Source organism: Rhizobium sp. BK650 (genome assembly GCF_014195325.1).
GTDB lineage: Bacteria > Pseudomonadota > Alphaproteobacteria > Rhizobiales > Rhizobiaceae > Rhizobium.
In genome coordinates this window covers 262,393-288,733 of record NZ_JACIBK010000003.1, presented here as the reverse complement: position 1 = coordinate 288,733, position 26,341 = coordinate 262,393, and the positions used below count along the sequence as shown (strand labels likewise).

24 protein-coding genes and 1 pseudogene are annotated in these 26,341 nt (G+C 61.1%); 10 read left to right on the top strand and 15 right to left on the bottom strand.

What is annotated here, in order from left to right; genetic code table 11:
* Positions 1 to 14 precede the first annotated feature (14 nt).
* The 3 genes from FHX15_RS09630 to FHX15_RS09620 all read left to right on the top strand — a co-directional run bounded on the left by FHX15_RS09630 (position 15) and on the right by FHX15_RS09620 (position 1,902).
* Positions 15 to 911, top strand: a complete 897-nt coding sequence (locus FHX15_RS09630) for a LysR family transcriptional regulator ArgP (RefSeq protein ID WP_184396049.1) — start codon at positions 15 to 17, stop codon at positions 909 to 911.
* A 223-nt stretch (positions 912 to 1,134) separates the two neighbouring features.
* Positions 1,135 to 1,359, top strand: coding sequence for a DUF1127 domain-containing protein (locus FHX15_RS09625; RefSeq protein ID WP_184396047.1), 225 nt, complete (start codon positions 1,135 to 1,137; stop codon positions 1,357 to 1,359).
* A 195-nt stretch (positions 1,360 to 1,554) separates the two neighbouring features.
* On the top strand, positions 1,555 to 1,902 hold the full coding sequence (locus FHX15_RS09620; protein WP_184396045.1) for a YciI family protein: 348 nt from the start codon (positions 1,555 to 1,557) through the stop codon (positions 1,900 to 1,902).
* A 143-nt stretch (positions 1,903 to 2,045) separates the two neighbouring features.
* Here FHX15_RS09620 and FHX15_RS09615 read toward each other — a convergent pair whose 3' ends face one another.
* Positions 2,046 to 2,648 carry an NUDIX domain-containing protein gene (locus tag FHX15_RS09615; RefSeq protein ID WP_184396042.1) on the bottom strand — a complete coding sequence of 201 codons (603 nt, stop codon included), beginning with the start codon at positions 2,646 to 2,648 and terminating at the stop codon, positions 2,046 to 2,048.
* A 151-nt stretch (positions 2,649 to 2,799) separates the two neighbouring features.
* Between FHX15_RS09615 and FHX15_RS09610 the strand changes: the two genes are divergently transcribed.
* Positions 2,800 to 3,561 (top strand): DeoR/GlpR family DNA-binding transcription regulator, encoded by a 762-nt coding sequence (locus FHX15_RS09610; RefSeq protein ID WP_184396040.1) that lies wholly within the window; start codon positions 2,800 to 2,802, stop codon positions 3,559 to 3,561.
* A gap of 49 nt (positions 3,562 to 3,610) precedes the next feature.
* Here FHX15_RS09610 and FHX15_RS09605 read toward each other — a convergent pair whose 3' ends face one another.
* The 3 genes from FHX15_RS09605 to FHX15_RS09595 are packed head-to-tail and all read right to left on the bottom strand — an operon-like array spanning position 3,611 to position 4,791.
* Positions 3,611 to 4,141, bottom strand: a complete 531-nt coding sequence (locus FHX15_RS09605) for an AAA family ATPase (RefSeq protein WP_184396037.1) — start codon at positions 4,139 to 4,141, stop codon at positions 3,611 to 3,613.
* Positions 4,142 to 4,156: 15 nt separating this feature from the next.
* Positions 4,157 to 4,561 (bottom strand): type II toxin-antitoxin system VapC family toxin, encoded by a 405-nt coding sequence (locus FHX15_RS09600; RefSeq protein WP_184396034.1) that lies wholly within the window; start codon positions 4,559 to 4,561, stop codon positions 4,157 to 4,159.
* Complete coding sequence (locus tag FHX15_RS09595) at positions 4,558 to 4,791, bottom strand: AbrB/MazE/SpoVT family DNA-binding domain-containing protein (protein ID WP_184397113.1); 234 nt, start codon at positions 4,789 to 4,791, stop codon at positions 4,558 to 4,560. The genes FHX15_RS09600 and FHX15_RS09595 overlap by 4 nt, the downstream gene beginning before the upstream one ends.
* Positions 4,792 to 5,174: 383 nt before the next feature.
* Between FHX15_RS09595 and FHX15_RS09590 the strand changes: the two genes are divergently transcribed.
* Complete coding sequence (locus FHX15_RS09590; RefSeq protein ID WP_246778911.1) at positions 5,175 to 7,769, top strand: autotransporter outer membrane beta-barrel domain-containing protein; 2,595 nt, start codon at positions 5,175 to 5,177, stop codon at positions 7,767 to 7,769.
* 68 nt (positions 7,770 to 7,837) lie between these two features.
* Here the strand turns inward: FHX15_RS09590 and FHX15_RS09585 are convergent, their stop codons facing one another.
* Complete coding sequence (locus tag FHX15_RS09585) at positions 7,838 to 8,284, bottom strand: MarR family winged helix-turn-helix transcriptional regulator (RefSeq protein ID WP_184396031.1); 447 nt, start codon at positions 8,282 to 8,284, stop codon at positions 7,838 to 7,840.
* Between the two features lie 68 nt (positions 8,285 to 8,352).
* Here FHX15_RS09585 and FHX15_RS09580 point away from each other — a divergent pair, with 68 nt between their 5' ends.
* A complete protein-coding gene (locus FHX15_RS09580; RefSeq protein WP_184396029.1) occupies positions 8,353 to 8,724 on the top strand; it encodes a VOC family protein in 372 nt (123 codons plus the stop codon).
* Positions 8,725 to 8,744: 20 nt separating this feature from the next.
* Here FHX15_RS09580 and FHX15_RS09575 read toward each other — a convergent pair whose 3' ends face one another.
* From FHX15_RS09575 to FHX15_RS09565, 3 genes are all read right to left on the bottom strand, one after another.
* On the bottom strand, positions 8,745 to 9,653 hold the full coding sequence (locus FHX15_RS09575) for a sigma-70 family RNA polymerase sigma factor (RefSeq protein ID WP_184396026.1): 909 nt from the start codon (positions 9,651 to 9,653) through the stop codon (positions 8,745 to 8,747).
* Positions 9,650 to 10,393 (bottom strand): SDR family NAD(P)-dependent oxidoreductase, encoded by a 744-nt coding sequence (locus FHX15_RS09570; RefSeq protein WP_184396023.1) that lies wholly within the window; start codon positions 10,391 to 10,393, stop codon positions 9,650 to 9,652. The genes FHX15_RS09575 and FHX15_RS09570 overlap by 4 nt, the downstream gene beginning before the upstream one ends.
* Positions 10,394 to 10,728: 335 nt before the next feature.
* A complete protein-coding gene (locus tag FHX15_RS09565; RefSeq protein ID WP_184396020.1) occupies positions 10,729 to 12,219 on the bottom strand; it encodes a PLP-dependent aminotransferase family protein in 1,491 nt (496 codons plus the stop codon).
* A gap of 171 nt (positions 12,220 to 12,390) precedes the next feature.
* Between FHX15_RS09565 and FHX15_RS09560 the strand changes: the two genes are divergently transcribed.
* Both FHX15_RS09560 and FHX15_RS09555 read left to right on the top strand, forming a co-directional pair.
* Positions 12,391 to 13,011, top strand: a complete 621-nt coding sequence (locus FHX15_RS09560) for a C39 family peptidase (RefSeq protein ID WP_184396016.1) — start codon at positions 12,391 to 12,393, stop codon at positions 13,009 to 13,011.
* A gap of 15 nt (positions 13,012 to 13,026) precedes the next feature.
* On the top strand, positions 13,027 to 14,094 hold the full coding sequence (locus FHX15_RS09555; RefSeq protein ID WP_184396013.1) for a D-alanine--D-alanine ligase family protein: 1,068 nt from the start codon (positions 13,027 to 13,029) through the stop codon (positions 14,092 to 14,094).
* A 416-nt stretch (positions 14,095 to 14,510) separates the two neighbouring features.
* Here FHX15_RS09555 and FHX15_RS09550 read toward each other — a convergent pair whose 3' ends face one another.
* A complete protein-coding gene (locus FHX15_RS09550) occupies positions 14,511 to 15,425 on the bottom strand; it encodes a hypothetical protein (RefSeq protein WP_184396010.1) in 915 nt (304 codons plus the stop codon).
* Between the two features lie 234 nt (positions 15,426 to 15,659).
* Here FHX15_RS09550 and FHX15_RS09545 point away from each other — a divergent pair, with 234 nt between their 5' ends.
* Positions 15,660 to 18,767 carry an autotransporter domain-containing protein gene (locus FHX15_RS09545; protein WP_184396008.1) on the top strand — a complete coding sequence of 1,036 codons (3,108 nt, stop codon included), beginning with the start codon at positions 15,660 to 15,662 and terminating at the stop codon, positions 18,765 to 18,767.
* 732 nt (positions 18,768 to 19,499) lie between these two features.
* Here FHX15_RS09545 and FHX15_RS09540 read toward each other — a convergent pair.
* The 4 genes and pseudogenes from FHX15_RS09540 to FHX15_RS09525 all read right to left on the bottom strand — a co-directional run bounded on the left by FHX15_RS09540 (position 19,500) and on the right by FHX15_RS09525 (position 23,526).
* A complete protein-coding gene (locus FHX15_RS09540) occupies positions 19,500 to 20,144 on the bottom strand; it encodes a recombinase family protein (RefSeq protein ID WP_184396005.1) in 645 nt (214 codons plus the stop codon).
* A gap of 104 nt (positions 20,145 to 20,248) precedes the next feature.
* A pseudogene (locus FHX15_RS09535) lies at positions 20,249 to 20,383 on the bottom strand (IS5/IS1182 family transposase); the annotation flags it as partial.
* Between the two features lie 165 nt (positions 20,384 to 20,548).
* Entirely contained in the window at positions 20,549 to 22,663 is a 2,115-nt protein-coding gene (locus FHX15_RS09530; RefSeq protein WP_184396002.1) for a choice-of-anchor Q domain-containing protein, read from the bottom strand.
* Between the two features lie 653 nt (positions 22,664 to 23,316).
* On the bottom strand, positions 23,317 to 23,526 hold the full coding sequence (locus FHX15_RS09525) for a hypothetical protein (protein ID WP_184396000.1): 210 nt from the start codon (positions 23,524 to 23,526) through the stop codon (positions 23,317 to 23,319).
* Positions 23,527 to 23,830: 304 nt separating this feature from the next.
* Between FHX15_RS09525 and FHX15_RS09520 the strand changes: the two genes are divergently transcribed.
* Positions 23,831 to 24,514 (top strand): class I SAM-dependent methyltransferase, encoded by a 684-nt coding sequence (locus tag FHX15_RS09520; protein ID WP_184395997.1) that lies wholly within the window; start codon positions 23,831 to 23,833, stop codon positions 24,512 to 24,514.
* 9 nt (positions 24,515 to 24,523) lie between these two features.
* Here FHX15_RS09520 and FHX15_RS09515 read toward each other — a convergent pair whose 3' ends face one another.
* On the bottom strand, positions 24,524 to 25,327 hold the full coding sequence (locus tag FHX15_RS09515) for an ABC transporter ATP-binding protein (RefSeq protein WP_184395994.1): 804 nt from the start codon (positions 25,325 to 25,327) through the stop codon (positions 24,524 to 24,526).
* Positions 25,328 to 25,335: 8 nt separating this feature from the next.
* Positions 25,336 to 26,328 carry a FecCD family ABC transporter permease gene (locus FHX15_RS09510; RefSeq protein ID WP_184397109.1) on the bottom strand — a complete coding sequence of 331 codons (993 nt, stop codon included), beginning with the start codon at positions 26,326 to 26,328 and terminating at the stop codon, positions 25,336 to 25,338.
* Between the last annotated feature and the right edge of the window lie 13 nt (positions 26,329 to 26,341).

The following is a 26,341-nucleotide window of genomic DNA, read 5'->3' as shown; positions in this document are numbered from 1 at the left end:
AAGCACAGCTTACCATGATCGATTATCCCGCCCTTCGCGTGCTGCTCGCCGTCGTCCAGACCGGCAGCTTCGAAAAGGCTGCCGCCCTCCTGAACGTCACGCCCTCTGCCGTCTCCCAGCGTATCAAACAGCTGGAAGAGCGAGTGGGTGCGGCCCTCGTCGTGCGCGGCACGCCATGCACGGCAACGGAAAAGGGCGACTGGCTCTGCCGCCACATGGAAAATGTCGGCATGCTGGAAAGCGAATTGCTCGAACATCTGCCTGATCTCACCGACCGCGACAGCCCCGAACAGCGCGTCACGCTGCAGATCGCCACCAGCGCCGATAGCCTCGGCGCCTGGTTTCTGGAGGCCATGGCGGATTTCTCGAAGAACTCGAATTACCTGCTGAACATTTCCATCGAGGATCAGGACCACACGGCCGAGTGGCTGGAGCGCGGCCGCGTCATCGCCGCCGTCACCAGCATGGAAAAGCCGGTCGCCGGCTGCCGCCGCTACTCGCTCGGCGCCCTGCGCTACCACGCGGTCGCCAGCCCCGAATTCGTCCGTCGCTATTTCCCCGACGGGGTCACGCCCGATACGCTCGCCCGCGCCCCTTCCTTCACCTTCAACCAGAAGGACCGCCTGCAGGCGCAATGGATCCGGCGCACGCTCAAGACCGACATCAACGTGCCGACCCACTGGCTGCCGGCCACGCAAGGCTTTCTCGATGCCGCCCTGTTCGGCATGGGCTGGGGCATGAACCCGATCCAACTGACCGAGGCCTACATCAAGGCCGGCCGCCTCGTCGAACTGATCCCAGGCACGCCGCTCGATGTCGTGCTCTACTGGCAGATCAGCCGGCTCGCCGCCGACCGGCTAACGGGCTTGACGCAGAAGGTGATCGAGGTGGCGAGGCGGTCGCTTGTTTGAGGGTGGGTAAGCCCCGCTGCCTTTCTGATGAAAAGCCCTCCACAAAGTCCTGCAGGTCGGCCGGCTCTATTCCCTCAAGATCGTGTCGCTCATCAAACGATGTCCATAGTCCGCGCACGGTCTTGTCACCCGCGGATCAAGCTCCTGAAACCAGCGTGTCGATTTCGGCCGGTCCCGTTCGATTAAGACGGAGTGCCGTCAGCCAGTCGAAGGAGAGACAAGTATGGTTGCCACCAAGCATTTCGAACAAGTCGAACGACAGCCGCCGCACCTCAGCATCGTGCGCACCGTGCAAGCCGTTTGGCTGCTGTTGAAGCGTCAGCGAAGGTACCGCCAAAGCGTGAACGAGCTCTCGCGGTTTGACTCTCGCCTGCTCCGTGACATCGGCTTGGAGCCCCCGGAGATCTCCATTGGAAAGATCGGAGAACGGGTTCCTCCTATCCGCTAGCTCCGGCGCAGAGGTGAATATCCAAGAAGAATGGCGAGCACGCAAAGCGAAGCGAACAAGAGCACTATGAGGCAGTGGTCACGCAGAGCAGCAGGCAGCTCGCAGCAGATAAGCAGAACTGGCAATATTTTTTGCTCTTTGTCGAATAGCGGTGTCCAACTTCGACTAACATCGACAGCACCATGGAGGAACCGGATGCGCTACCTTTGTCTCTTCTACGTCGATCAAACACTTGCTGATGCCGCCAGCAAGGAGGAATGGGCCGAGATCGACAGGGAGTCCTTGGCTTCCAATGAAGAACTCCGACGATCGGGCCACTATCTCGCCTCCAATGCTCTTGCCGACCCAAAGACCGCAAAGACATTGCGCGTTCGCGCCGGCAAGGCGAGTTGGACCGACGGACCCTTCGCAGAGACCAAGGAGCATCTGGGTGGCTTCCTGCTCATCGAAGCGAAGGACCTTGCGGAGGTAATGGAGATCGTGGAGCGGGACTCGCTTGCTCGGATGGGTGCGATCGAGGTGCGCGAGACCGCCGGCTTTTAGATTCGAAGTGCCCCGGCTACTTCCGCCGGCCATGCCGCTGCACGTTATGATGAGATCACACGAATCTTTTTCGCAGGCTTGTCCCCGCTGATGATGAGACACGCCCCAAAGAGCCGCGCTGGCGGCGCGAAGTGTGCTGATTGTCAGGGCCGGGAGAAGCGGGTCTCCCTAAAAATGTGCAGCGCCGCGTACTGGAGGAGCATGATGGTCTTGCCGTCGCGGATGCGCCCATCGGCGACCATCGCCAGCGCCTCCTCGATCGTCGGCTCCAGGCGTTCGATATCTTCACCCTCCTCCGCGTTGCCGCCGCCTTCGGATACCTTATCGGCGGCCGAATAGGTGCCAACGAAGAAGTGCACGCGTTCGGTCACCGATCCGGGGCTCATGAAAGCGTCGAAGACCTGCCTGACATCGGTGACGCGATATCCGGTCTCTTCCTCGACCTCCGCCTTGATGCGCTCCTCGGGTGTCGCCTTGTCGAGAAGCCCGGCGGGCGTCTCGATCAGAAGGTCGTCATATCCGTTGACAAAGGCCGGGTAGCGGAACTGGCGGGTGAGCAGCACTTTCCGTCGGTCCAGATCGCAAAGCAGGATCGTCGCGCCATTGCCGCGGTCGTAGGTCTCCCTGCTCTGCCTCTGCCACTCGCCGTCCGACCGGCGGAAGCTGAACACCGTCTTCTTTAGGACATACCAATCGTCCGAAAGGGTCGTCACCTCTTCGACGCGGATCCGATCTGCCACCGACATTCAAGTTCTCCGAATTGCCTTTGCACGAAAATGCACGAACTCTGCCCAACAACATCTTTCTCGGCATCTCGCCGCTGGACCGGGCATGCACGATGTTGCACGAAACATGAATTCGTGCAATATACGGCGCGTGATTTTTGCAGGAGTTATTATGCTGACAACCGAACGCAAGGCGCTGCTCCTCGATATTCTCGGCAAGGAAGGCCGCGTCGTCGCCAAGGAGGTCAGCCAGAAGCTTGGTCTATCCGAGGATACGATACGCCGCGATCTTCGCGAGCTTGCTGGCGAGGGTCTGCTTCAACGCGTGCATGGCGGCGCCCTTCCGGCATCCAAGGCACTGGGAGATCTTCCCACGCGCAGAAACGTCTCCACCGACGATAAGGCTGAGATCGCCAAGGTGGCGGCCGGCATGATACGGGAAGGACAGATCATTTTCCTCGATGGAGGCACGACCACCGTCAGTCTCGCGCGCGCCTTGCCGAAGGCTCTGAGGGCGACTGTGCTGACCCACAGCCCTGATATCGTTACCGCCCTTCTTGATCATCCGGCCGTGGACGTAGAGCTGATCGGCGGTCGCATCTTCAAGCATTCGAACGTAGCTGTCGGCGCCGTCGCCATCGAAGCGATCTCACAGATCCGCGCAGACCTTTACTTCATGGGCGTGACGGGAATTCACCCCGAGCACGGCCTGACGACGGGCGACCGTGAGGAAGCGGCGGTGAAACGCGCGATTTGCCGGCAGGCCGCCGAGACCATCGTGCTTGCCTCAAGGGAAAAGCTCGGCGCCGTCTCCGCCTACGGCGTTGTTAGCCTGCATGAAGTCGACGGGCTCGTCGTCGGCAGCAAGTGCCCGGAGAACCTTCTTGGTCCTCTGCGCGACTTGGGAATCCACATTATCGACACTTCGGCATGAGCAGGCCGCGCCACCAACCGCATCGAGCCGGATGACAGCGCTCCGGCTCTTAGCCCACCACTCCGCATTTCGACAGGATGTCATTGACGACAGCGGCGAGCGGCCGCGTAGCGTCGATACCAGTCGCATTTGCGGGAATATCCTCCTTCGTCGCGTGCACGCGCAGAACCAGATCCAGCTCGTCCGGCTTTCCGCCGAACTCGTCATCGCCTCTGCCGGCCAGCCGCCTCTTCAATGTATCCGGATCGACATCGAGAACGAAAACCCCATCGAACAGGTCGATGAACTGATGGAAGTTCCTCGACCCGCCGCAGAAGAAGGAGATCGGGTGGCTTCGATCGGCCGCAAGCGATCTGACCTTACCGACATCCCAGATATGATGCTTGTGCTTGAAAGCCACATCCAGACTGTTCATCTGAAGTACGGAACCACTCAATGGCTCGCCCGTCCGGGGATCGCCCTGATAGGCGAGCTCACGGTCGCCATGGACGACGTGGTAACCGCGCTGCTGCAGCTCGGTGGCGACCGAAGTCTTGCCGGTCCCGGAAACGCCTTCGATCAGATAGTTCCTGACACCCATTTCGCTCTCGTTCGATTATGGAGCCGGTGATATCAACTCGACGGTCGGGAAGTAAGCGCGGTAACGGCCGACATCGCGCGTCAGCACCGGCAGCCTCTGAACTGCAGCATGCGCGCCGATGAGAAAATCCGGCAGGACACCGGTCCGCGACCCGCCGGCGCGGCGATACTGCGTGAATACTTTTCCTGCCAGAAACAGCCCAGCGCGCGGGAAAGGCGCCAGGATCAATCCCGCTTCATCGATAAACGCATCAAGTTCTTCGATGCGTTCGTAGCGGACGGCGAGCTCCGCATAGATAATGTCATTGATGAGCAATGACCCCGCAAGACTGGCCGCTTCGAGCTGAGCTATCGACCAGTCGGCCCAGACCGGGTCGTTCGTCACGAGGTCGAGCAGGACGTGGGTATCGATGAGCGTCACGCATCACCACGGGTGAGCGCCATGATCGCATCGGTACTCAGGCCCGTTCCGGCATGCCCGCGAAGTTGCTCGAAGCGGCTGGCCGGCTTTTTCTCGTCAGCCCGCATCAGCACCACGCTGCCATCCGCAGCCCGATGAAAGTCCACCTTGCTTCCAGGCGTGATCCCCAGCAAGTCGCGCACCGCTTTCGGGATCGTCACCTGCCCTTTTGCCGTCACCGTTGTCGTCATGATCGCAAGCCTGTAATACCAGTCCATTATCAGGTATTACTTCCTTTCTCCAATTTCAAGTTCGGATGGTCCATCGCCAATCATCGCACCCACGCCGATTCGCTCCCTTTGAACCAAAGTCGAAAGGCGCGGATTCCCCGTTCGCGACGGCAACAGTCCCCGAAGTTACTGAAACCCTAACATATTGATTTACAAAGCCGTAGCATATGAGGTTTTTGTTGCTGCTCTGCAACAATCCGTCGCCTTCGGCACAGTCGAAGTCGCTTTACGATCAGCCGATCTTGCGACAGAGACCAAAGCGGCGCACAAAAGTACATCCTTAAATCGTATGTTTATATTAGAAACAACTTACAGAGGCGAGCATGGGCTCTGGCATTGTCAGCATGAAAACGTTTGAAAAAGGCTGTCTCTTCGCGAGCGTCAGCCTAGCTGCCCTTGCCATCGGATGCTTTCTCTCCTCGCCCGCATTGGCGGGCAGTTATACCGCCAGCAATGCCACCGAATTTGCCAACGCGGTTACAGCCGCCAATGGTGACCCCGATGGGAGCGCGACGATCACGCTGACGGGCAATATTACGGGAACCATTGCCACGCTGCCGAATGCCACGAAGCCGATCAGCATCAATACCAACGGCTTCACCATGACCGGCCTGCAGATGCTGACGAGCAATGGCAATACACTGACCTTCTCCGGGGCTATCGTCGGCAATACCAATCAACGCGGGTTCTCGTTCAATAACGCCACTACCCCTTCTTCGCTGATCAACAATGGCTCGATCACCGGCGGCGTCAACGGAGGCAGCCTCAACAGCGCAGGCATCCAGTTCGCCGGACCGGGCTCATTCACCAACTACGGAACGGTGACCGGCGGAGCCAGTGCGGGAGCTGCCCTCGGCGGCCATGGAATCGCGGCGACTCGAGCCGTCACCATCACCAATTATGGCCTGATCCAGGGAGGAAGCAGCGTCACAGGTGCTGGCGGCGTGGGCGTCAATCTGGGTGGGTTTGCGACAGTGGCGAATCCGGCCTCCCTGATCAATAGCGGCACGATCCGCGGCGGCAATGGCGCCACCACGACAGGCGAAGGCGTGCATCTTCTAACCGGCGCCACACGCCTTGAGAATAACGGCTTGATCGCGGGTGGCAGCAATTCCCCTGCGATCGGCGTCCAGCTCCCGGACGCTTTGATCGTCAACAGCGGAACCATTCAAGCCGGCGCCGGGGCGGCCGACGCCATCCACATGAACACCGCGGCAGGCTCCATAACCCTGGAGCTTCACGCGGGCTCCAACATCATCGGCAATGTCATCGCCAGCGCCACGCTGACCGATACGCTGCGCCTCGGCGGCACCGGCAGTGACAGCTTCGATGTCTCGAAGATCGGTGCCGCCCAGCAATACCGCAACTTCGACACGTTCGAGAAGACCGGCAGCAGCACCTGGCTTCTGACCGGCAACGGCACGGTGGCGACGAACTGGACGATCTATGACGGCACGCTGCTTGTCGGCGACCATAGCGCGCCAGCAAGCGTCATCGGCAACATCACCAATTTCGGCAGGCTCGGCGGTAGCGGAACCATCATCGGCGATGTCAGCAATTCCGGCATGGTCGCCCCCGGCAATTCGATCGGTACGCTGACAATATCAGGCAACTATACCGGCAATGGCGGTACGCTCGATATCGAGAGCGTGCTCGGCGGCGATGCCTCGCCGACCGACCGCCTCGTCGTCACCGGCAATACGGCAGGCACGACCAATGTGCGCGTCACCAATCTCGGCGGCGGTGGCGCGCAGACCGTCGAGGGCATCAAGATCGTCGATGTCGGCGGCACCTCGGCCGGAACATTTTCACTGCTCGGCGACTATGTCTTCCAGGGCGATCAGGCCGTCGTCGGCGGCGCCTATGCCTACCGGCTGTACCAGAACGGCATATCGACACCTGCCGACGGCGACTGGTATCTTCGCTCGGCGCTTATCGATCCCGCCGGAGCGGTGATCGGACCCGTCTACCAGCCGGGCGTTCCCCTTTACGAAGCCTATCCACAACTGCTGCTCGCCCTCAACGGATTGTCGACGCTGCAGCAGCGCCTCGGCGGCCGCTATTGGCCTGGAGATAGCGCGGCGGCATCGGCCAGAGGACCTGACAATGTCTGGCTGCGCACCGAGGGCATGCATGCCGGCATCGAGCCGGACAAAGGCACGACCGTCGATAGCTACGATTACAACCTGTTCAAGCTGGAGGGCGGTCTCGACGGCGAGCTCTATCAGGACAAGGGCGACCGGCTGATCAGCGGCCTGACCGTCCATTACGGCACGATTTCAGGCAGTATCGACTCCCTCTACGGCAATGGCGATATCGACGCATCAGGTTTCGGACTCGGCGCCACGCTCACCTGGTATGGCGACAACGGCTTCTATGTCGACGCCCAGAGCCAGGCCACCTGGTATGACACCGACCTGAAATCCGATCTCGTCGACGGCGCCATGGAAAGCGGCAACAACGGCTTCGGCTATGCGCTGAGCCTCGAGGCCGGCCGGCGCTTTGCAGCCTCCGGCCCATGGTCGATCACGCCCCAGGCACAGCTCGTCTATTCCTCCGTCGATTTCGACACGTTCAACGATCGGTTCGGCGCACGTGTTTCGCTCCACGACTGCGACAGCCTGCTCGGCCGGCTCGGCGTAGCGCTCGACCGCGAGGAAAACGTCCAGCGCGCCGACGGCCAGACGGCGCGGGCGAAAATCTACGGCATCGCAAATCTCTACGGCGAGTTCCTGGATGGCACTGCAGTCGATGTCTCCGGCTCCGGTTTCGAAAGCAAGAACGATCCGGTCTGGGCTGGCCTGACCCTCGGCGGCAGCTACAGTTGGAGTGAGGAACGGTTCTCTCTCTACGGCGAAGTCGCCGCAAAATCCTCGCTGAAAGACTTCGGCGACAGCTACGCGCTCAGCGGCACTGCCGGCTTGCGCGTGAAGTGGTAAAGGCGGACGCGTGAAGCCCCCTCGTCCGCCCTTCGGGCATTTGACCGGGGTCGAGCCGCGGGTCTCCTTCACCGCATGGCCTCTGCTATCCGCAACAAGGCTGAATAAATGATCTCCGGATCGCTCGGCGCAACGGCGTTTCGGGCCAGCGCTTCGGCATCAGCGACAATCTGGTGAGCCGCGCGCAATGCCGACCGCCCGGCCGGCGTCAGTTCCGTTGTCAGGACTCTTCCATGGACCGGGTGGGCTGTTCGCGTGACGAGACCATCCCGTTCGAGTGTCGCGATGATGGACTGCATCGTCTGCGGTGTCACGAAGGCCCGCCGCGCCAGCTCCGCGCTCGACAAGCCCGCGCTGATCTCGAGTCCCGCCAGGACCGAATATTGCGGAGTCGTCAAGCCGATGCTTCTGAGTTCCGTGTCGAGATGGCCTCGCAGCGCCTGTTGCGCCCGCTTCAGCGCATATCCGAGCGAGCGGTAGGTATCATCAACAGGCGGATCGATCAGGCTGGACATATCAGGGCCCTTACATTATATCAGGGCCCTGACGATACAGCGTCGGGTATAAAAAGGAAAGATAGCTCATGCCTCGCCTCATTGGACCGGATTTCATCGGAATCCAGACGAAGGATCTGGACGCCGCACGGACCTTCTATCAGGACATTGTCGGGCTCACGCCGGCGGCAAAAGCTCCTCCGGGAGCGGTCGTTTTCGAAACGCAGCCTATCCCGTTCGCCGTCCGCACGCCGATCGAGGACCTTGATGATAAGGACAGGCTCGGGGTCGGCATCGCGATCTGGTTTGGCTGCGACGACGCTGACGAACTGCACGCTCATCTCAGCGAGCGCGACGTGCCCATCGCTTTCCCGCCGAAGGACGGTCCGTTCGGGCGATACTTCGCCTTCGTCGATCCGTTTGGCTATACGATAACGGCGCATACCGTTCCGACATCGTAGTTGAAACCGGGCGACACCGGTCACCGCGATGCGGCCGGCCTCACCTCCGCACCGTCAATAACATAGGTCGCGTAGCGATGGTCGCGGATCAGGCTTATCTTTTGATCCCGCCATTCTATCAGCATGAAATAGGAAGGGCCGTTAGACGGTTCGGCCGATACCAGCAATATTTCCCGGCCTTCCAGCCACGCCGGTTCGAGCCTGACCTGCGGATATTCGGCATAATAGGTGAAAAAGCGGCCGACGTCGGCAGCACCTGCGATTTCCGGCCGCCGCGCCTGACGAAGCCTGACATCGTCGGCCAGCAGGCGGCGCAGAGCGTCCCAGTCCCGGGCGTTGAAGAGCGCTGCAAAATTCAGAGCCTCCGGGCTTGGCGGCGGCGCAACCTCGGACCGCACATCGGAGACGGTGCGCAATCTCGCCCGACCGCGCGACAGATGCGCCTTGACGGCATCAACGCTGAGGTCCAACAGCGCTGCAATGTCCGCAAGCGACTCTCCCAGGACATCCTTGAGGATGACGGCGCTGCGTTGCGGCACCGGCAATTCTGCAAAATGGCTGAGCGCGACCCGCACCGTGTCTTGCCGGATCAGCGCGTCCTCCGGGCCGATGGCGCTGATATCGGCGAGATCGAAGGCCGTCTCAAGGGGTTCCGCTCGGCGCGTGCTGCGCTGGCGCAGGGCATCTACGGCTCGGTTATGGACGACGCGAAAGAGCCAGGGGCGCAGCGGCGTGCCCGGCGGGATCGGCTCAGCCCTTGCAAATACTCTGGCGAACGCATCCTGGATCACGTCCTCGCCGTCGATGACCGACCCGACTAGGCGGGAAGCATAGCGATGCAGTTCGGGGCGAAGCGCGTCCGCCTCACTCGCCAGGGCGGCAAGCAGGGTTTTCCTCTCTTCGGCGTCGAGAGCAGCCTCTTTCGTCATTCGATGACCGTCACACCCGTATCCCCGCGCACAGCGTAGATCATGGCGTCGGCGAGATCCGTCCTGCCGATCAGGTCGGCGACCGTATCACCGAAAGCCCGCGGCGTCATGTCGGGCCAGGTGGCGGCCTGCTCGGCAAATGTCCGGCCCGCCTTCTGGGCATAGGCCCTAATGCCGGTATCGCCCACACCGGTTCCGACGAACATCTGCCGGGGAACGATGACCCGGAAGCGCAGGCCAAGGCCGAGTTCCGCCGACAGGCCCTCGGCATATTTTGCAATGAACCACTGCGCGCGCTTGGCGCCTGCATAGCCGCCCGATAGCGGCGACCCCTGCACGGCGGCTCCGCTCGAGACAATGACGACAAGCCCGCCCGCCGTCATCGGCAGGGTCAGGGCGGCCTGTACCCAGTGAAGTGCAGCCTTGACGTCCACATTCCAATTGGTCGTGAAGGCCTCCCAGCCAATCCTGTCGATCCGTTCCATGGGCGGCTCCGCACCGGCATTCATGACGACGATATCAGGCCGCGTCTCTTCCATGATCCGCCATGCCGCGTCGACATCGGTTGCATCGGCCGATATGGCGGTGACCGCCGGTCGCTCAGCCGCCCCTCGCACGGCATCGACGTTTCGGGCGACCACGGTGACGTCGGCCGCGCGTGCCACAAATGCCTCGGCAAGTCCCTTCCCCAAGCCACGGCTCCCGCCGACGACGACAATTCGCTTTCCTTCCAAATCCATCTCTCATTCCTCATTCGGGTCGGACCGCTCGACGACGGTCGCAACAACGACGTTTCAAGGAGGTGAAAAGAGTCATCGGCATCTGCGATTTGTGGGGGTTGACGTTAAAAAAGCCTGGCTCGAACCCGGTTTTGGCTGATCTTGCGGAGGGGAAAAGAGAGCGTGGTCAAAATCCCTCCCCAACCCCTCCCCACAAGGGGGAGGGACTAACCTGGGGGCACCCGCCTCGCTCCCACGGAAACGTCAAATGCAGGGAAAACGCGTGCGGCAGATTGAGCCCCTCCCCCTTGTGGGGAGGGGTTTGGGGCGGGGTCTTTTGAGGTTGGGGAGGGTTCTTAAGAGGTCCTACTCTCGAAAACCTCGGCCAGCACCCGTGTCCCCATATCCGCCTCCGCCTCGGAAAGGCCGGAGAAACCGAACAGCAGCCGCGACCGATCGGTCGATACCACGTTCATGCGCGACAGCGGCATCACCACCACGCCTCTCGCCAGTGCCGCGGCGGAAACCGCCGTATCGTCGTCCCAGCTGCCCGTGCTCCTGACCGTGAGATTGATCCCCTGGTCCGGCAACAGCACCGCGACATGCTCGGCCAGCCGCTCCGCCAGAAACGCTGCCAGCATGTCGCGCGAGGCGCGAAGCCTGTCTCTCAGACGCCGCAGATGCGCCGGAAAATAGCCCTCCTCCAGGAAATCGGCGATCACCCGCTGCTGGAAGCTCGGCGGGCACCGGTCGACGGCGGGGCGCACGGCGCGGAAGGCGGGCACGAGATCGGCGGGGATCACGAGATAGCCGATGCGCAGGCTCGGCAGCAGCGCCTTGCTGAAGGTGCCGGTGTAGAGAACGCGGCTCGCCTTGTCGAGCCCGTGCAGCGAGGCGATCGGGTGGCCCTGATAGCGGAATTCGCTGTCGTAATCGTCCTCGATGATCCAGCAATCGTTTTCCTCGGCATAGGACAGCAGCCCGAGCCGGCGCGAGAGCGAGAGAACGGAGCCGACGGGATACTGGTTGGAAGGCGTCACGTAGAAGGCGGCGGGCGGCGCGATCGTACCGTCGCGCAGCCGCGCCATGTCGATGCCATCAGCGTCGACCGGCAGGCCGATCACCTCGATGCCGTTCAGCACAAGGCATTGGCGAGCCGGCGGATAACAGGGGTCTTCGACGATGGCCTTATCACCTGGCGTCATCAGCACGCGAAAGGCAAGGTCGAGCGCCTGCTGCGTTCCTGCCGTGATGAAGATCTGCTCGGGGCTGCAGCGCACCCCGCGCGAGACGGCAAGATGGGCGCTGACCGCCGCTCTCAGCCGCGGGTCGCCCTGGATATCGCCGTAACCTTCGAAGGCATAGTTCATGTGGCGGACGGCGATGCGGTTCAAAAGCCGCGCCGTGCGCTCGTCATGGGCGATGCGGCCCGTGACGAATGGCAGCGCCTTTTGCGGCTCCAGGCTCGGCCCGCGCGTCAGGATATTGGTGGCAGCGACTGAGACGCCGCGGCGGGCGGGCGGCGCTCCCTTCCCCTCAAAGTCACCGATGCGAGACACGCCCTCCGGGATCGCCGAGGCGATATAGGTGCCGGAGCCATGGCGGGCGACCGCAAAACCCTCCGACATCAGGATTTCATAGGCCTCCGCAATGACGCCGCGCGAAATTCCCCATTCCGTTGCGGCAAGCCGCGTCGAGAGCAGCCGCTGCCCGGCAGCCAGCCGCCCTTCCGCTACGGCATTCCGTAACGAGAGGTAGAGCTGTCGCGGCAAAGGCGCCGATGACGAGGGATCGATATCAGGCCGGAACGCCGCCGATGGCGCTTCGCGTCTTCTCACAACAGTCATCGGCTCTCCCGCAGCCATTCAAGCGGCTTATTCTCATGGTCGATCGCACCACACGCGATCTAAGTGGCCTACAGGATCATGGCAAAGTGGCTCTGTCAAATGGATCATAATTGCTTCTAATATGAGCCACTTTCTAGAAGGATTCGCATTGCAGTGCCTGACGGAGACGACATGAACCAACCCAAACTCGACGTGCCCTATTTCAGCCAGTGGGAGTCACCCGAGATGACCCTGCCCGTCCTGGCGGAAGGCGCGACAGCGCTTCACCGCGATCCGCTGTGGAAGAATTCCGGCGCCGAGACGATTGAGGAATATGCGCGTTGGGCGGTGAATATCTGCGGCATGGCCTGCCTGAAGATGATACTGGCCGCGCGCGGCGAGGCGCATCCGATCCTGTCGCTCGCAAGGGCCTGCACCGCCTATGGCGGCTATGTCGTCAATGAGGCCGACGCCTCGATCAAGGGGCTGATCTATGCGCCCTTCGTGACCTTCGTGCGGGAACGCTTCGGGCTTGTGGCCGACGTGCGGACACAGGTGCAAGCGCAAACCATTCCCGAAATCCTAGCGGAAAACAGCTTCTTCATCGCCTCGGTCAGCAGCACCATCCGCTGGCCGGAGCGCGAGCCGCCGGCCAAGGGCGGCCATTTGGTGCTGGTGACGGCGGCGGATCAAGAGAGCGTGCGCTTCCACAATCCGTCCGGCCATGAGCGCGCCACACAGGCCGATGTCACCCTGCCGCTTCCCACCTTCGACCGCTTCTTCGCCAACCGAGGCATCGTGGTCAGCTTCTGAAATGAGGAGAATAACTTGAGCCCTTCACACACCAGGCTGCGCATCGCCGTGCTCTTCGGCGGCCGTTCCAGCGAGCACGACGTCTCCGTCATGTCGGCCACCAATGTCATGCGCGCCCTCGATCCCGAGCGGTATGACGCCCTGCCCGTCTACGTGGCCAAGGACGGCCGCTGGCTGCAAAGCCGCTTTGCCGACGGCGAACTTGATAAGCCCTCCTCCGGCACCGAACTCTGCCTCGTGCCCGGCGGCCATGGCCGGCTGCTCTCGATCGCGCCGGATGGAAAGGCATCCGAAGCCGGCAGGATCGACATCGTCTTCCCGGTCCTGCATGGCCTGCATGGGGAGGATGGCGCCGTCCAGGGTCTCTGCCAGGTGGCGCGCGTGCCGCTTGCCGGCTGCGGCATTCTCGGCTCGGCAACGGCGCTCGACAAGGATATCGCCAAGCAACTGCTGAAGGCGACCGGCCTGCCGGTGGCGCGCTCGGTGACGCTCGATCAGGAGAGCCCGCCGGCGCTGGAAACGCTGGAAGCCGCGCTCGGCCTGCCGCTCTTCATCAAGCCGGCCCGCCAGGGCTCCTCCGTCGGCGTGCGAAAAGTATCGGGCAGCCAGGAATTCGCCCCTGCCCTTGCCGAAGCCTTCAGCCACGACAGCAAGCTCATCGCCGAGGAATTCATCGCCGGGCGCGAGATCGAATGCAGCGTGCTGGAAGATGTCAAAGGCGGCCTCTTCGTCTCCCGCCCCGGCGAGATCGCGCCCGCCGAAAGCCACGGCTTCTACAGTTACACCGCCAAATATCTCGACGAGAACGGCGCTGCCCTGAAAGTGCCCGCCGAGCTTCCCGCCGACGTCGAAGCCAGGATCCGCGACATGGCCGCCCGCGCCTTCCGCGCACTCGGCTGTGACGGCATGGCCCGCGTCGATTTCTTCCTGATGGAAGACATGCGCTTCGTCGTCAACGAGGTGAACACCATTCCGGGCTTTACCGATATCAGCATGTATTCCAAGGCGATGGCCGCAAGCGGTGTCGCCTATGCCGAGGTCATCGACAAGCTCGTGGAGCATGGTCTGGCGCGGGGGGCATGAGAGAAGAGGTTGCGCCGCAAGCTTCTCCACGCGGGATGTTGTCGTTCTGTCCTTCTGGCCGCGACGACGCAAAGCCAGCTTCCACAGGAAGATGACATGCTCCCTGAATGCCTGGACAGATTGGCAGATATCGCGTGATACTGATAGCACCCTCGTACGATCTGCCGAAGCCACTTCGCCTGCTCGCGAATTGGCCGGTTTCTTAGCCTTCGCAGCCGATCCTTGATCTCTCGCAGCTTTGCTCTCATCCGGTCGCAGCGCGATTTCCGCAGAAGCATGAACTGCCCCCGCCTAGACTTGCCGCAGATGTGGGTAAAGCCGAGAAAGTGCGGCGGTGAATGCCCAGCTTAGGTGCTATTTGAACATTTCTGCACAGAAGGTTCCGTCGCAATCTCAACGAGCGCGTCCGCTTTGCCTCATCCGGCCATCGTTTCCTTCAATAGATGCCGATACGGGCGAGCGGCACCTCTTGCAACCGCCGCATCGGCGAGCGCAGTGTAATGCAACATCTCGCAAGCACTCCAGGTCTCGAACTCGTCGACGAAGTCGGCGCTCAGATGTTCGAGAAAACCATAGCGGTCAGTAGAAAAATCACCCGAATCCCTAAGGCCGCGTAAGACGTTTGCGACATGGGAAGAAGAGGTATCGTAACGCTTCGCCAGCGCGTTGGTTGAGAGCGTGATCGGGCTCCTGCCCTCGAGCCGCCGGTAATGCGCAGCCATCAGTGTTACCAGGAGTAGATAACCGCAGTCCCTCGAGGCAAGGCTGAGAATTGTCGGAAAAGGATGGATGACCGTGCCGTGTACCCTGACGAACCGAGCGCAGTGACAAATGACGTCTGCGAGCAGATCAGGGTCGCGGGCCACCTGCCCTGCCCGCAAGGGCTCCCCCGTCAAAATGCCTTCGGCTTGTATGTAGGCAAGCATGGAGCGCCCGATCTCGCGGATGATTTCAGGCGAAGGCCGCAGAAACTTGACTCGCCTGTCGCTGCCAAGGCTCTCGACCGTTACCAGGCGACCCGCTTTGAGCGCGTTCACGAGGTTGACGGTCTGACGGGGGCTTAGCCCGGATTGCTTCTGCAGTACCGCAGCCGTTGGATGGGCTTCCCCATATTGCTCCCACGCAACGTAATTGTGGATCAGAAGATAAGTGGCGAAGTAGCGGCTAAATTGGTTGAGGAGCTTCCAGATGGGCCAACCTTCGGGCGCCGGCTGGCTCATCGAATCGCAATAATGGGCAACGGCCTGGCGAAACCGCGGATGGTTCTTGTGTTTCGCTGCGGACGCAATCAGCTTCGCAACTTCGTGCGAAACCGCAAACTCGCTCTTCAAGTCGTATCCCATCCCGCTCCGCCGATCCACGATGTTAGTGGAGTATCATCTAGCGCATAGCATCGCGAACCGGAACCGGTACTTTCACCGGAAGACACCTGAATTCAGGGTGTTATCGCCTGACACGCCCTCCAAAAACTGCAGAAACATGCAACTTTTGCGAATGTGCGCGTCGGCCTCCGACGCTAGGGTCCGGCCGAACAAATTACTGACAGCCCCGTATCCCGGAAGCCCATGAAGCTCATCACGCGCCGCACCTACGCCTGCTTGCTTGCAGGCGTTTCCGCACTTGCCGCATCGCGCGCAAGCGCCGACGAAGTCGTCACCGGCAACAAGACCATCTATAACGGCAATGAGCTGAGCGGCTTCACCTGGCTCGATGGCGGCCATCTCAGATACGGCACCGTCGACGTCGAGGACACCTTGCAGGGCGAGCTCATCGTCGGCGATGGTGATACCGGCGCCCTCTCCGTCACGCCGACATCGACCATTCACGTCAACTTCAGGCAGTTGCTCAACGGTTCCACACTCAATCTCGGAACAGCGACAGATACCGGGAAGATCATCGTCGACCACGTCCAGATCTACGGCGCCTCCGACCCCACGAAATACAATATAAACGGCGGTACCGTCGTCGCCAATGCAGGCCTTTTCCTCGATTACCATGAAGTCGGCATTTTCAATGGGGCGACTCTGGAAATGGGAGCCACCTCGCGCGCGAGCCTCGTCAATCTCCACGGCGACGGAACGTTCGTGGCCAACGGCGCCGACGTCAATGTCTTTGGCGGCCTGTTCGACGGCACCATTCAGAATGTGGGCGCTCTCAGTTTCAGGCAGATATCTTTGATGGGAGTCCCGACCAGCGCCACGGCTGCCCTGCGCGGCCGTTTGATCGATGTTGGTTCCCTTTATGTCGGAGGCCCGATCACTCTCGATACGACCGATAGCGACATTGCCGCCGATCTCTCGCTCATCGGCTCTATCGGCGTCGACGGCACGATGGATCTTGGCCTGAACGACGCAACGCTTCACAATCTCTCGGGCGCTGGCCTGATCGGTACGGCAGGGAAAGTGACCGTCGCCTATTCGAACTACGCGGGGCAGGTACAGGCCGGCCAGGGCATAACCTTTATCGGCAACAACAACTTGTCGGGTGCTCTGATTGGCAACGTCGACATTACCGCCGGAGCCTCCCTCTTCACCACCAATGCTTCCGCCTTCAACAGCGCCACGGCGCTTACAGTCGACGGGTCCTACTGGATGCAGGAAGGCACCACAGTCGGAACGCTGGTGGGCAGTGGCTCCATCAACCTCGGCTTTGGCGAGGCTCTTTCCATCGTCGGCAACGCCGCCTCCAACTTTTCGGGACGCATCAGTGGTGGCGGTTCGCTCATCAAGGATGGCACAGGCACGCTCACCTTGAGCGGCGCCAATACCTATTTCGGCGGCACGACAATCCTGGCGGGAACATTGATTGGCGATACGAACAGCATACAGCGCAACATCGCGAATTATTCCGGCGTGCTCCAGTTCGACCAGGCTTTCGACGGCGAGTTCTCAGGCAACATCATCGGAATGGGCAGACTGGTGAAGTCGGGAACCGGCGAGTTGAAACTGACGGGACAAAACGGCTACTTCGGTGGCACCACCATTTCAGGCGGCGCACTTTCCGTCTCCAGCAACAGCATCACCGGCAACATCGTCAACAACGCCACGCTGATCTTCGACCAGGATTTCAACGGCGCCTTCGCCGGCGACATATCCGGCACAGGCGATTTCGAGAAGCGGGGAAGCGGCAAACTTACGTGGACGGGAGACGGCACCTATACGGGAGCGACTGACGTCGTGGAGGGAACGTTGTCGGTCAACGGCAGCCTCCTTTCTCAGGTCACCATCCATGACGGAGCCTTTCTCGGCGGCAACGGCACGATTGCCTCGTTCAGCGCCTCGGGCGGCGGCACGGTCGGACCTGGAAATTCCATCGGCACATTGACGGTGGCGGGCAACGCCGATTTTCACCCTGGCTCGATCTACGCCGTCGAAGTCGACGGCGCCGGACGCTCCGACCTGATCAATGTCGGCGGTATCCTCACCATCGCTCCGACTGCAGGCGTGGCCGTGAGGCCGGAAAACGGGATCGATACCGGTGTAACGTATAGTTCGCCGCTCACCTATACGATCGCAACCGCCGCCGGCGGCGTCTCGGGCGCCTTCGGCTCCGTCACAGACAGCTTCGCCTTCCTCACATCGTCGCTGAGCTACGATCCGACCAACGTTTATCTTACCCTTACGAGAATACCGTTCTCGTCCCCTGGCGGCACGACAAACGAGACCGGGGTGGGCGGCGCGATCGACACAATCGGGCCTGGCGCGCTGTCCGACGCGCTGCTCTTCGTCACCGACGACGAGCGCGAGGCGGCTTTGCGATCGCTCTCGGGAGAAATCCATGCCTCGCTCCAGCGCAGCCTCGTCGATGAGAGCAGCCGCTACAGCGGTGCCGCACTTTCGCACCTCTTCGACGAGAGAAGCGGCCCGTTCTGGTCCGTTGCCTATGGTGGCCGCTCCCACTACGCCGCAAACGACGATGCTAGCGGCTTCAACGGGTCCGGCGGCGGACTGATCATGGGCGCAGACCTCGTCCGTACGGAGGAGGCGACGACCGGCCTCATGGCGGGTTACAGCAACGCCTCCGCCAATCTCGACCAAACCCCCTCGAGCGCCACGATCAACGGTGTGCATTTCGGCGCCTATGGCGCTTTGCGACTGGAGGACACCTCCGTCCGCTTCGGTGGCCTTTGGAGCGGACACGATATCGCAACCAGACGAAAGGTCGAATTCACATCGCTTTCGGAAACGCTTACAGCCGACTACGATGCGACGACGTCACAGGCTTTCGTCGAGGCCGCCCAGCGCCTGACTTTCGGCGACCTCGACCTCGAACCCTTCGTCAACGGCACCCTCGTCTACCAGAATACGCCGTCATTCGAGGAAGATGGCGGCGTGGCCGCATTGCATGGCCAAGCCGACAGCATTCTCAATACGTTCCTGACTGTGGGCACGCGCTTCGATCAGGCGCTTGTCGACGAGAAAGCGAGATTGTTCGGGGAGGTCGGCTGGCGCCATCTGTTCGGCGAGCCCTCTTCCAGCGCTGTTGTCGCCTTTGACGGCAGCCAGGACTTCAGTATCACGGGCGTCACTTCCGCCCGCGATTCCGCCTTCGTCAAGCTCGGCGCACGGGTTCAGCTGACCTCCTCCTTCTCGGCCGATCTCTCCTATGACGGCAGCTTCTCCTCGGGCCCGGACAGCCATTCGATCAAGACGGGCCTCAGCCTCAGCTTCTAGGCCGGTGATCGCAGCCACCCCACCTTGCGGCGTCTGTTGCAAGTTCGAGTTTGATCAAGATGCTATGGGCCGAGACCACCAGCGGGAGCCATTCATTCAGCGTGTTGGGGGCGTCTCGGCGGTGGGATGCAGGAATCCGCCGCCACTTGGAGGAAGAACAATGCTTCTTGACGGCCGATATTCCTCGACGGCGGCGACAACGCCGAGTCCTTCTCCGTAGCGTGGAAGCGAAAGCGTCGCCATAAACGCCTGCCTGCAAGTCGAAGAAAACGGTGCTAGCTGGAGGAGCTGTCGCTTTGAACGCGCGAACGTCGGTAATGCCGCTTAGCCTTTGCTAGATTTCCGCACTCCACCGCATACCGATCCGACAGGATCCCTCGAAAGCAAAGAAGCGTATCGCAGCTTTCAGCATAGCGGTCGCGCGGAAAACGCGGGATTCGCGTCACACGAGGACGTGAGGAAGGGTAGCCGCAGGAGCGTCAGCGTGAGTGGCCCGAAGGAGACGCGGGACCGACTGGCCCGCGACCGACGCGTCTGGCCGTTCGTCGGCTCGTCGCTGCTCGTGCCAATAATCGCCGAACCGTCGTCGGAGGGTGGGCGCCGGCCGGATTCGGGAATCAGGTTGACGAGCCGGCTCCGAATATTCGGCATTCGCCGGCATCGCTCACACCGTTCTGGTTGCTGTCGCGCCAGCTCCGGACGCCGTTCCAGCGGCCGCAATGTCCCGATTACTCAATTTCTTAGGCGTAGCGATGTTTTAGGTCCCGCACCCCTGATCAAAGCAGGTCTCTGCTTTATAGTCAGGCCCATCAAAGCACCATTCTCCGCAGCTTTCAGTTCCGTCAAAATCCGTCGGACCGTGCTTTCCCCGAGTCCGATAGTCAACGCAATCTGTGCTGTTGACTTGCCCCGCTCCTTCATGTTGAGGATTTTTTTCCTAATCGATTGCGTCGCTTTCGGTCGACGTCCACCTTTCCGGCCTGTCTCCGCCTGGCCTGCCTTGACGCGCTCGGAAATCTGCTCGCGCTCAAACGCAGCGAGTACAGCGGCTGCCTCGATAAAGGTTCGACCGCCTGATTTCGTATCGATCCCCTGCGTCAGGGATGCGAAATCGATACCTTTTTCTCGCAGCTCGTCGATGAAGAGAACAATATCGACCACGCTCCGGCTCAAACGGTCCAATTTCCAGACGACAAGCTGATCGCCCGGCTCCAGCAGATCGAGGACCTTCTTCATCTCCGGTCGTCTTCGAGGATTGATGCCTGCGGGCACCGTGTCGATGAAGATCGTATCACAGCAGGCCTCCACAAGTGCCTGTCGCTGCAGCTCCGGACTTTCCTCGGCCGTGCTGACCTGTCCGTATCCAATCTTCTTCATTTGCGGTCTCTTTTCCGACATCTATAACATGTGATTCTCGGAAAGGTTCCGAGTATCGCATTTTACCGCCCACCCCAATATCTGCGGGCTAGGCTCAGGACTCGTTAGAGCCAGAAAATGACGGCTGCAGCGATGCAGATGGCTGAGAAGAAGGTGTGGGCGCATCGGTCGTAGCGAGTTGCGATGCGGCGCCAGTCTTTGAGTTTTGCGAACAGGTTCTCGAGCTTGTGACTCGATCGTCTCCGTCGACCTGTCCGGCTCCGTTTCGACTAACGACGGAGCGCGTGCCCCGGCAGCCGGCCTTTGCCACAAGCCGCACGGCGGGTTCTTACTCCGCCGTGCGTATATTTCCGGATGTCGGAACGATCGTTGCGGCGATCGGACGACCGCCGCAACAGGTATGGTTACAGGAGGAAATCGTCCGCCCCCAGGTGGACGAGGCCGTGCAGCTGGATCTCGAAGTCGTGAATGCCGTCGCCGTTCAGGTCGCCCTGGATAACGGTCGTATCGTTCGAGGTTCCATCCCTGTCGTCATAGTGCCAGGCGAGCGCGCCGGCCTTATGGTCAAAAAGGGCATTCTCCTGTGCCTGGAAATGGAAGGTTCCATTGCCCGCCGCAGAGCCGTTCGCATCGATCGCCGCAAGGTCGATCTTATCGACGCCGTGCTGGAAGTCGGTGATGAAGTCGCGGGTCGCGCCCGACCCGGCTTCCGCCGCTGTCTTGAAGATAAACGTATCTGCGTCGGCGCCACCGGTCATGATGTCCTTTCCGGCACCACCGATGATGAAGTCCTTGCCGGCGCCGCCGTTCAGGTTGTCTGCGCCTGCACCGCCGTCCAGCTTGTCCGCACCAGCCCCGCCAACGAGAACGTTGCTACCGCTATTGCCGGTCAGCACGTCGTTATAGCTGGAACCAATCAGGTTTTCGATGCTGATCAGCTTGTCACCGGTGGCATGCCCGCCCGATGCGGCCCCGGTCGCCAGATTGACGTTGACCGCTGTGGAGCCCGCATAGCTGGCCGTGTCGTTGCCACTGCCGCCGTCGAGCGTGTCAGCACCGGCGCCGCCCGTCAACACGTCATTACCGCCAAGACCCTTGTAGGTTTCGTTGCCGCCGTTGGCCTGACCGTTATGCGGCATGATGTCGTTGCCGTCGGTGCCGGTATAGACCTTCGTCCCCGTGGTTGGCGTCGACGGTTGCGTCGGCGTGGTTGGCGTTCCAGAGCCGGTACCCGGATCCGTCGGTGTAGTTGGTGTAGTTGGCGTAGTCGGCGTGCCCGAGCCGGTGCCCGGATCCGTCGGTGTAGTCGGCGTGGTCGGCGTGCCCGAGCTGGAGCCGGATTCGTAGGCACCGGCATCGACAGTTCCAACGACGCGGTGGTCGCCGTCCAGATCGACAGAGCTCAGGCCGTACTTGGCGGTCCCGTGGTCGATTGCGGTCGAACCGGAGCTGAGGTGGAAGTTGTCGCTCGCCGCCCCTACGAATTTGGGGTCAACGCCAAGCTGGTTGCCGTCCGCCGCGCTCGGCATGGCGTTGCCGCCATCGGTCTTGACCGAGGCCTCGCCGGCCTTGCCGTCGTAGGTGACGTTGTTGGCCCAGACGACGTTCTTGTTGACGTAGCCGTTAGTAGACGTGTTGTCGATCGCAGTATTGTCCTTGTTCACCGAGGGGTCGGAGACTGCGATATTGTTGACCCAGGTGTTGTTGCTCGATGCCGAGTTGCTGAGCTCACCGCGCCAGGTGCCGCTGTTCTGCGTGTCCTGATTGTTGTGGTATGCGGTGTTGTTCGACACAGTGACGGAGTCGCTCCAGGTAACCTGGATGCCTTTGCCGCCGTTACCGTAGACGAGGTTGTTGTCGACCAGGGTCTTGTATGTGTAGTTCGGATGGCCGTCCGCCTGGGTGCTCTGGAAATCGTCGATGATGATGCCATTGCCATCGGTGTGCTCACCCGACTTGGTGACGTTGTCGTGCGAGATGTTGTTGCGCACGATATTCCGGTAGCCGTTCGTCGAAGTATCGCCGGTGATGTTCCGGTTCTCGTAGAGCGAGATGCCCGAGAACCAGCCTGACGATGCGTTATGGAAGGTCTCGTTCCCCTCGACCCTGATAAAGTCCGACCAGTTGAACTGGATGCCCGACTCCCCGGCGTCGTGGACCGTGTTGTTGAGAACCGAGACGTGATGGACGTTGTTGGCTTCGATACCGTCGCCGTTGCCGCCCTTGATGTCGAAGCCGTTGATCGTCACATAGTTGCCGTTCACGCTGACGGCGTTATAGGAGCCTGCCGGCGGCCGGATCAGTGCCGCGCCAGGCACTTCCGAGCGCAGCGTGATGTCGCCTGCGGCCGAGCCGCTCTTGTCGATACTGATGGCCTCGTTGTAGGTCCCCGGCTTCACTACGACTTCGTCGCCAGGCTTGAGGTTCGCCCCCATCGCCTCGCTGATCGTGCGAAATGGAGATCCTGCACTGCCGTTACCGCTGTCACTGCCGGTTGTCGCTACATAGTATGTTGTCATGATCTTTTCCCTCAACCCCAGCATTGCATTTACCGGTTAATACTTTTGGTTAACCGGCGGTTACGGCGGGGGGTTATAGGGTGACATTTCGGAGTAGGCAACAGCAACGCGCCGGTAAGTACTTGAGAATAATAGCCATATTGCTGCCACAATATCAAAATCGATCCGAAGTTACGGTTTGTAATACTTATTGAATTTCGAACCGGCCAAAATGTGGCAGTATTAATGTCCCGTTCCCCGCGAATTATTCTTTCTGCAACTAAAGCGACATGCTTCCATTGAAAACAATGGAAAAATTCGATAGGCATGGCTGGATTCCTCCCCCCAATGGCGGAATCGACATTTTTTCTGAAATTAGCAATTTTTTGCCCACGCCACCCACAAAATACGCGGTCTTTTGGCACGATCCCCAACATTAGAGCGCGAATCACAGCGCTCGCGTCACCCCGGCCGCGGCGAAAACGCGTGCATTTGAGATGAGGCGTAAATGGGAGCCGCCGCCGGTCCTCAGGCACCGAGGATTTCATTCACCAGCAATAGCTTTAAACCACAGATCAATCGGAGATACGGATCGGCGGCACGACACGGAACTTACCGAGCCTCCTGCCGCATGCGATAGGATCGCCCGAGTTGCATTCCCTCACTCGAACGCCCTATTTCCAGGCAGGCTCGTTTTTCTTCTCGTAATCGCCGAACGCCTTCTTCAGCCCGCCCAGCACTTCGGCTGCGGTCTCGAACATGGCCTTCAGCTGCGGCTCGTCGACATCGACGATATCTTCCCGCAGATGGTCCATCATCTCCTGAAGGCGCACCTGCATTTTCTGCGTATGGTGACGCGGATCACGATCGGCTTTGCTGACCATCGGCAATCCCCTGTGGTTCGGGTTTAGTGAACCGCCATTCGTCTGGCGATTGCAGGCCAAACTTTCGACCACCGGTCCCGGTTCCCGATATCGCGCACCAAGGCTATAGGGTCTCGCCCGAACTCGCCGTCACAACACGTATCCGTGCGTCCATCGCCTGTTCCTGCCCGTCGCCATGTTCGCGGTCGTCGGCGGCCCGATGAGCATCGATTGCCACCCTCGGCAGCGCCGTGTTTGCTGCATCTGGTCATCGATCCCGCCTCCCGTTAGTAAGGCTTCGACTTGCACATTCCAGGGGGATTCGATGACGAAAGAAGCGAACGGGATCATCGGCACATGGTACATCGATGCCGACGCGGAGGATAAGATGGCCGACGGTCATGCGCCGATCTGGCGCCATCTGATCGACCTCATCGTCGAACGGGACCTCTCGCAGAAAGCCGTTCTCGACTTCGGCTGCAATCAGGGCGGACTGCTCAGGCATCTCTATGCGATGAGGCCATTCCGCAAGGCGCTCGGCATCGATATCGCCGAGGCCTCCGTCGCCAAGGCGGAGACGCTGACGGGCAATCTGCCGATCCAGCACCAGGTCGGCGGCCGGCTCGAAGGCTGGATCGAGGAATTCGATCTCGCGATCAGCCACGAGGTCATCTACCTCGTTCCTGATATCGACGACCACGCAGCCGACATCTTCAAAGCGCTGAAAGCCGGCGGCGTCTATTACGCCGTCACCGGCTGCCATACCGACAACCCGCTCTGGCCCAAGTGGCGGGAACTCGTCGCAAACCGCACAAACACCGTCGTCCAGGATCGCTCGATTACCGATTACGGCCGCGCCTTCGAAAAGGCCGGCTTCACGGTCTCCGCCCGCAAGCTCGAATATCCGGGCTTCATCCCCTTCGTCGCCGACGGATGGACGCCCGATTTTGCAGAGGCGCTAGACTACTACACGCAGACGAAGATCGTATTCAGGCTCGTGAAGAGTTGATGTGAGCTTTCAGGCGCGTGCGGCGGTCCTCTGCAGCCGCGCGAGCTCGACGTCGAAATGGGGGCGTGTTCCGTCGGCGACCTGCACGAAGCGTCCCCTCACCTGGAAAATATCCTGAATCAACCTGCCGGCCGCAAGATCCTCCGGAAGGCCGTCGAAACGCAGCCGCCCCTTTTCGAGCACCGAGATCCGGTCGCTGACCGCAAGCGCCTGATTGATGTCGTGGATCGCCATGACGATCGTGACACCCCTTTCGCGGCTGAGGCGATGAAGGAGGTCGAGAACTTCGACCTGGTAGCCTATGTCGAGAAACGAGGTCGGCTCGTCGAGGAGGAGAATTCCGGCCTCCTGTGCCAGGGCGACAGAGATCCACGCGCGTTGCCGCTCGCCGCCCGAAAGCTCCTGCAGGCTGCGGTCTGCAAGAGCCGAAAGCCCCGTGCTCTCGAGCGCCCAGTCGATCGCCCGCTCATCGGCGATGGTGTAGGAACGGAAGAGGCCGACATGCGGATACCGGCCCTGGCGAACGAGTTGCACGACGGTCATCTCGTCGGGCGCGGTCGGTTGCTGAGGCAGGAAGGCGAGCTTTTTTGCAAGCGTTCGCCGCGTCATCGAGGCAACCGGCTCGTTCGCGATGCGTGCATGGCCGCTGGCGGGACGTATCAAACCTGCAAGGGCTTGAAGTGCCGTGCTCTTGCCCGACCCGTTCGGCCCGATCAATGCGCGCACCTCGCCCGGCTCCAGCGAAATCCGGAAGTTGTCGAGGGCCCTGCGCTCGCCATACATGACCGAAAGATCTGAACAGGATAGCGGCATTTGCGGGCTCACGTGGTTTTGCGCAGCAGGACGAGGAGAAGCGGAACGCCGCACACCGCGGTGACGACACCGATCGGGATTTCTTCGGCCTGCCCGAGAAGCCGTCCGATCAAGTCGCCCGATGTCACGATCGCGGCGCCGAGCAGGATGGTCAGAACAAGCGAAAGCAGGAAGTTCGTGCCGGCGAGGAAGCGGGCGAGATGCGGAACGATCAGCCCGACGAAGACGATCGGCCCGACAGAGCCGACCGCGCTCGCCGCCAGCACGCAGGAGACGAGCAGCGCCACCGAGAACTGCCGCCGATACGCGAGCCCGAATGAACGGGCCACCGTGCCATCGAACTGAAGAAGCGTCAGAGGGCGATAGATCACCGGCAGCATGGCAAGGCCTGCGACCGTGAACGGAAGCAGGAACAGCGCGTGATCCCAGGTGCGCGCGTAAAGGCTTCCGGCGAGCCATTCGAGAATGATCTCGATGCGTTCCGAACCCCAGCCGGATATGAGGCCGATCGCAAGCGCGTGAAGGACTGCGCCGACCGCCACGCCGCACAAAGTGATGCGCAGCGCGCTCAGGCCGAGCCTGAAGGCAAGCAGGTAGATCACGCCCCCGGCGAGAAGTCCGCCGAGAAGTCCCGCCGCGGGCAGCCATTTGATCGGAAGCTCGGCCAGCGTGTTCGATCCGGGATGAAAGATGTAGACGGTGAACATCAGGAAGACGGTGACGGAGAATGTCGCTCCCTGCGAAACGCCTATCAATGAGGGATCAGCGAGCGGATTTCGCGTTATCGTCTGGAGGAGAAAACCCGCGAGCGCAAAATGAATGCCGGCCAATATGCCTGTGGCGATGCGCGGCAGGCGGATATCCAGGATGATCGACCGCGCCTCGGGCGATCCCTGTCCGGAAAAGACGTCGATGACATCGCCCATCGGAAGGTCTGCAACGCCGAAGAATATCGCCGCGCTGATCGAGACGAGCGTCAGACAGGCCAGAAGTGCAGCCATCGGCAGCGTTGCC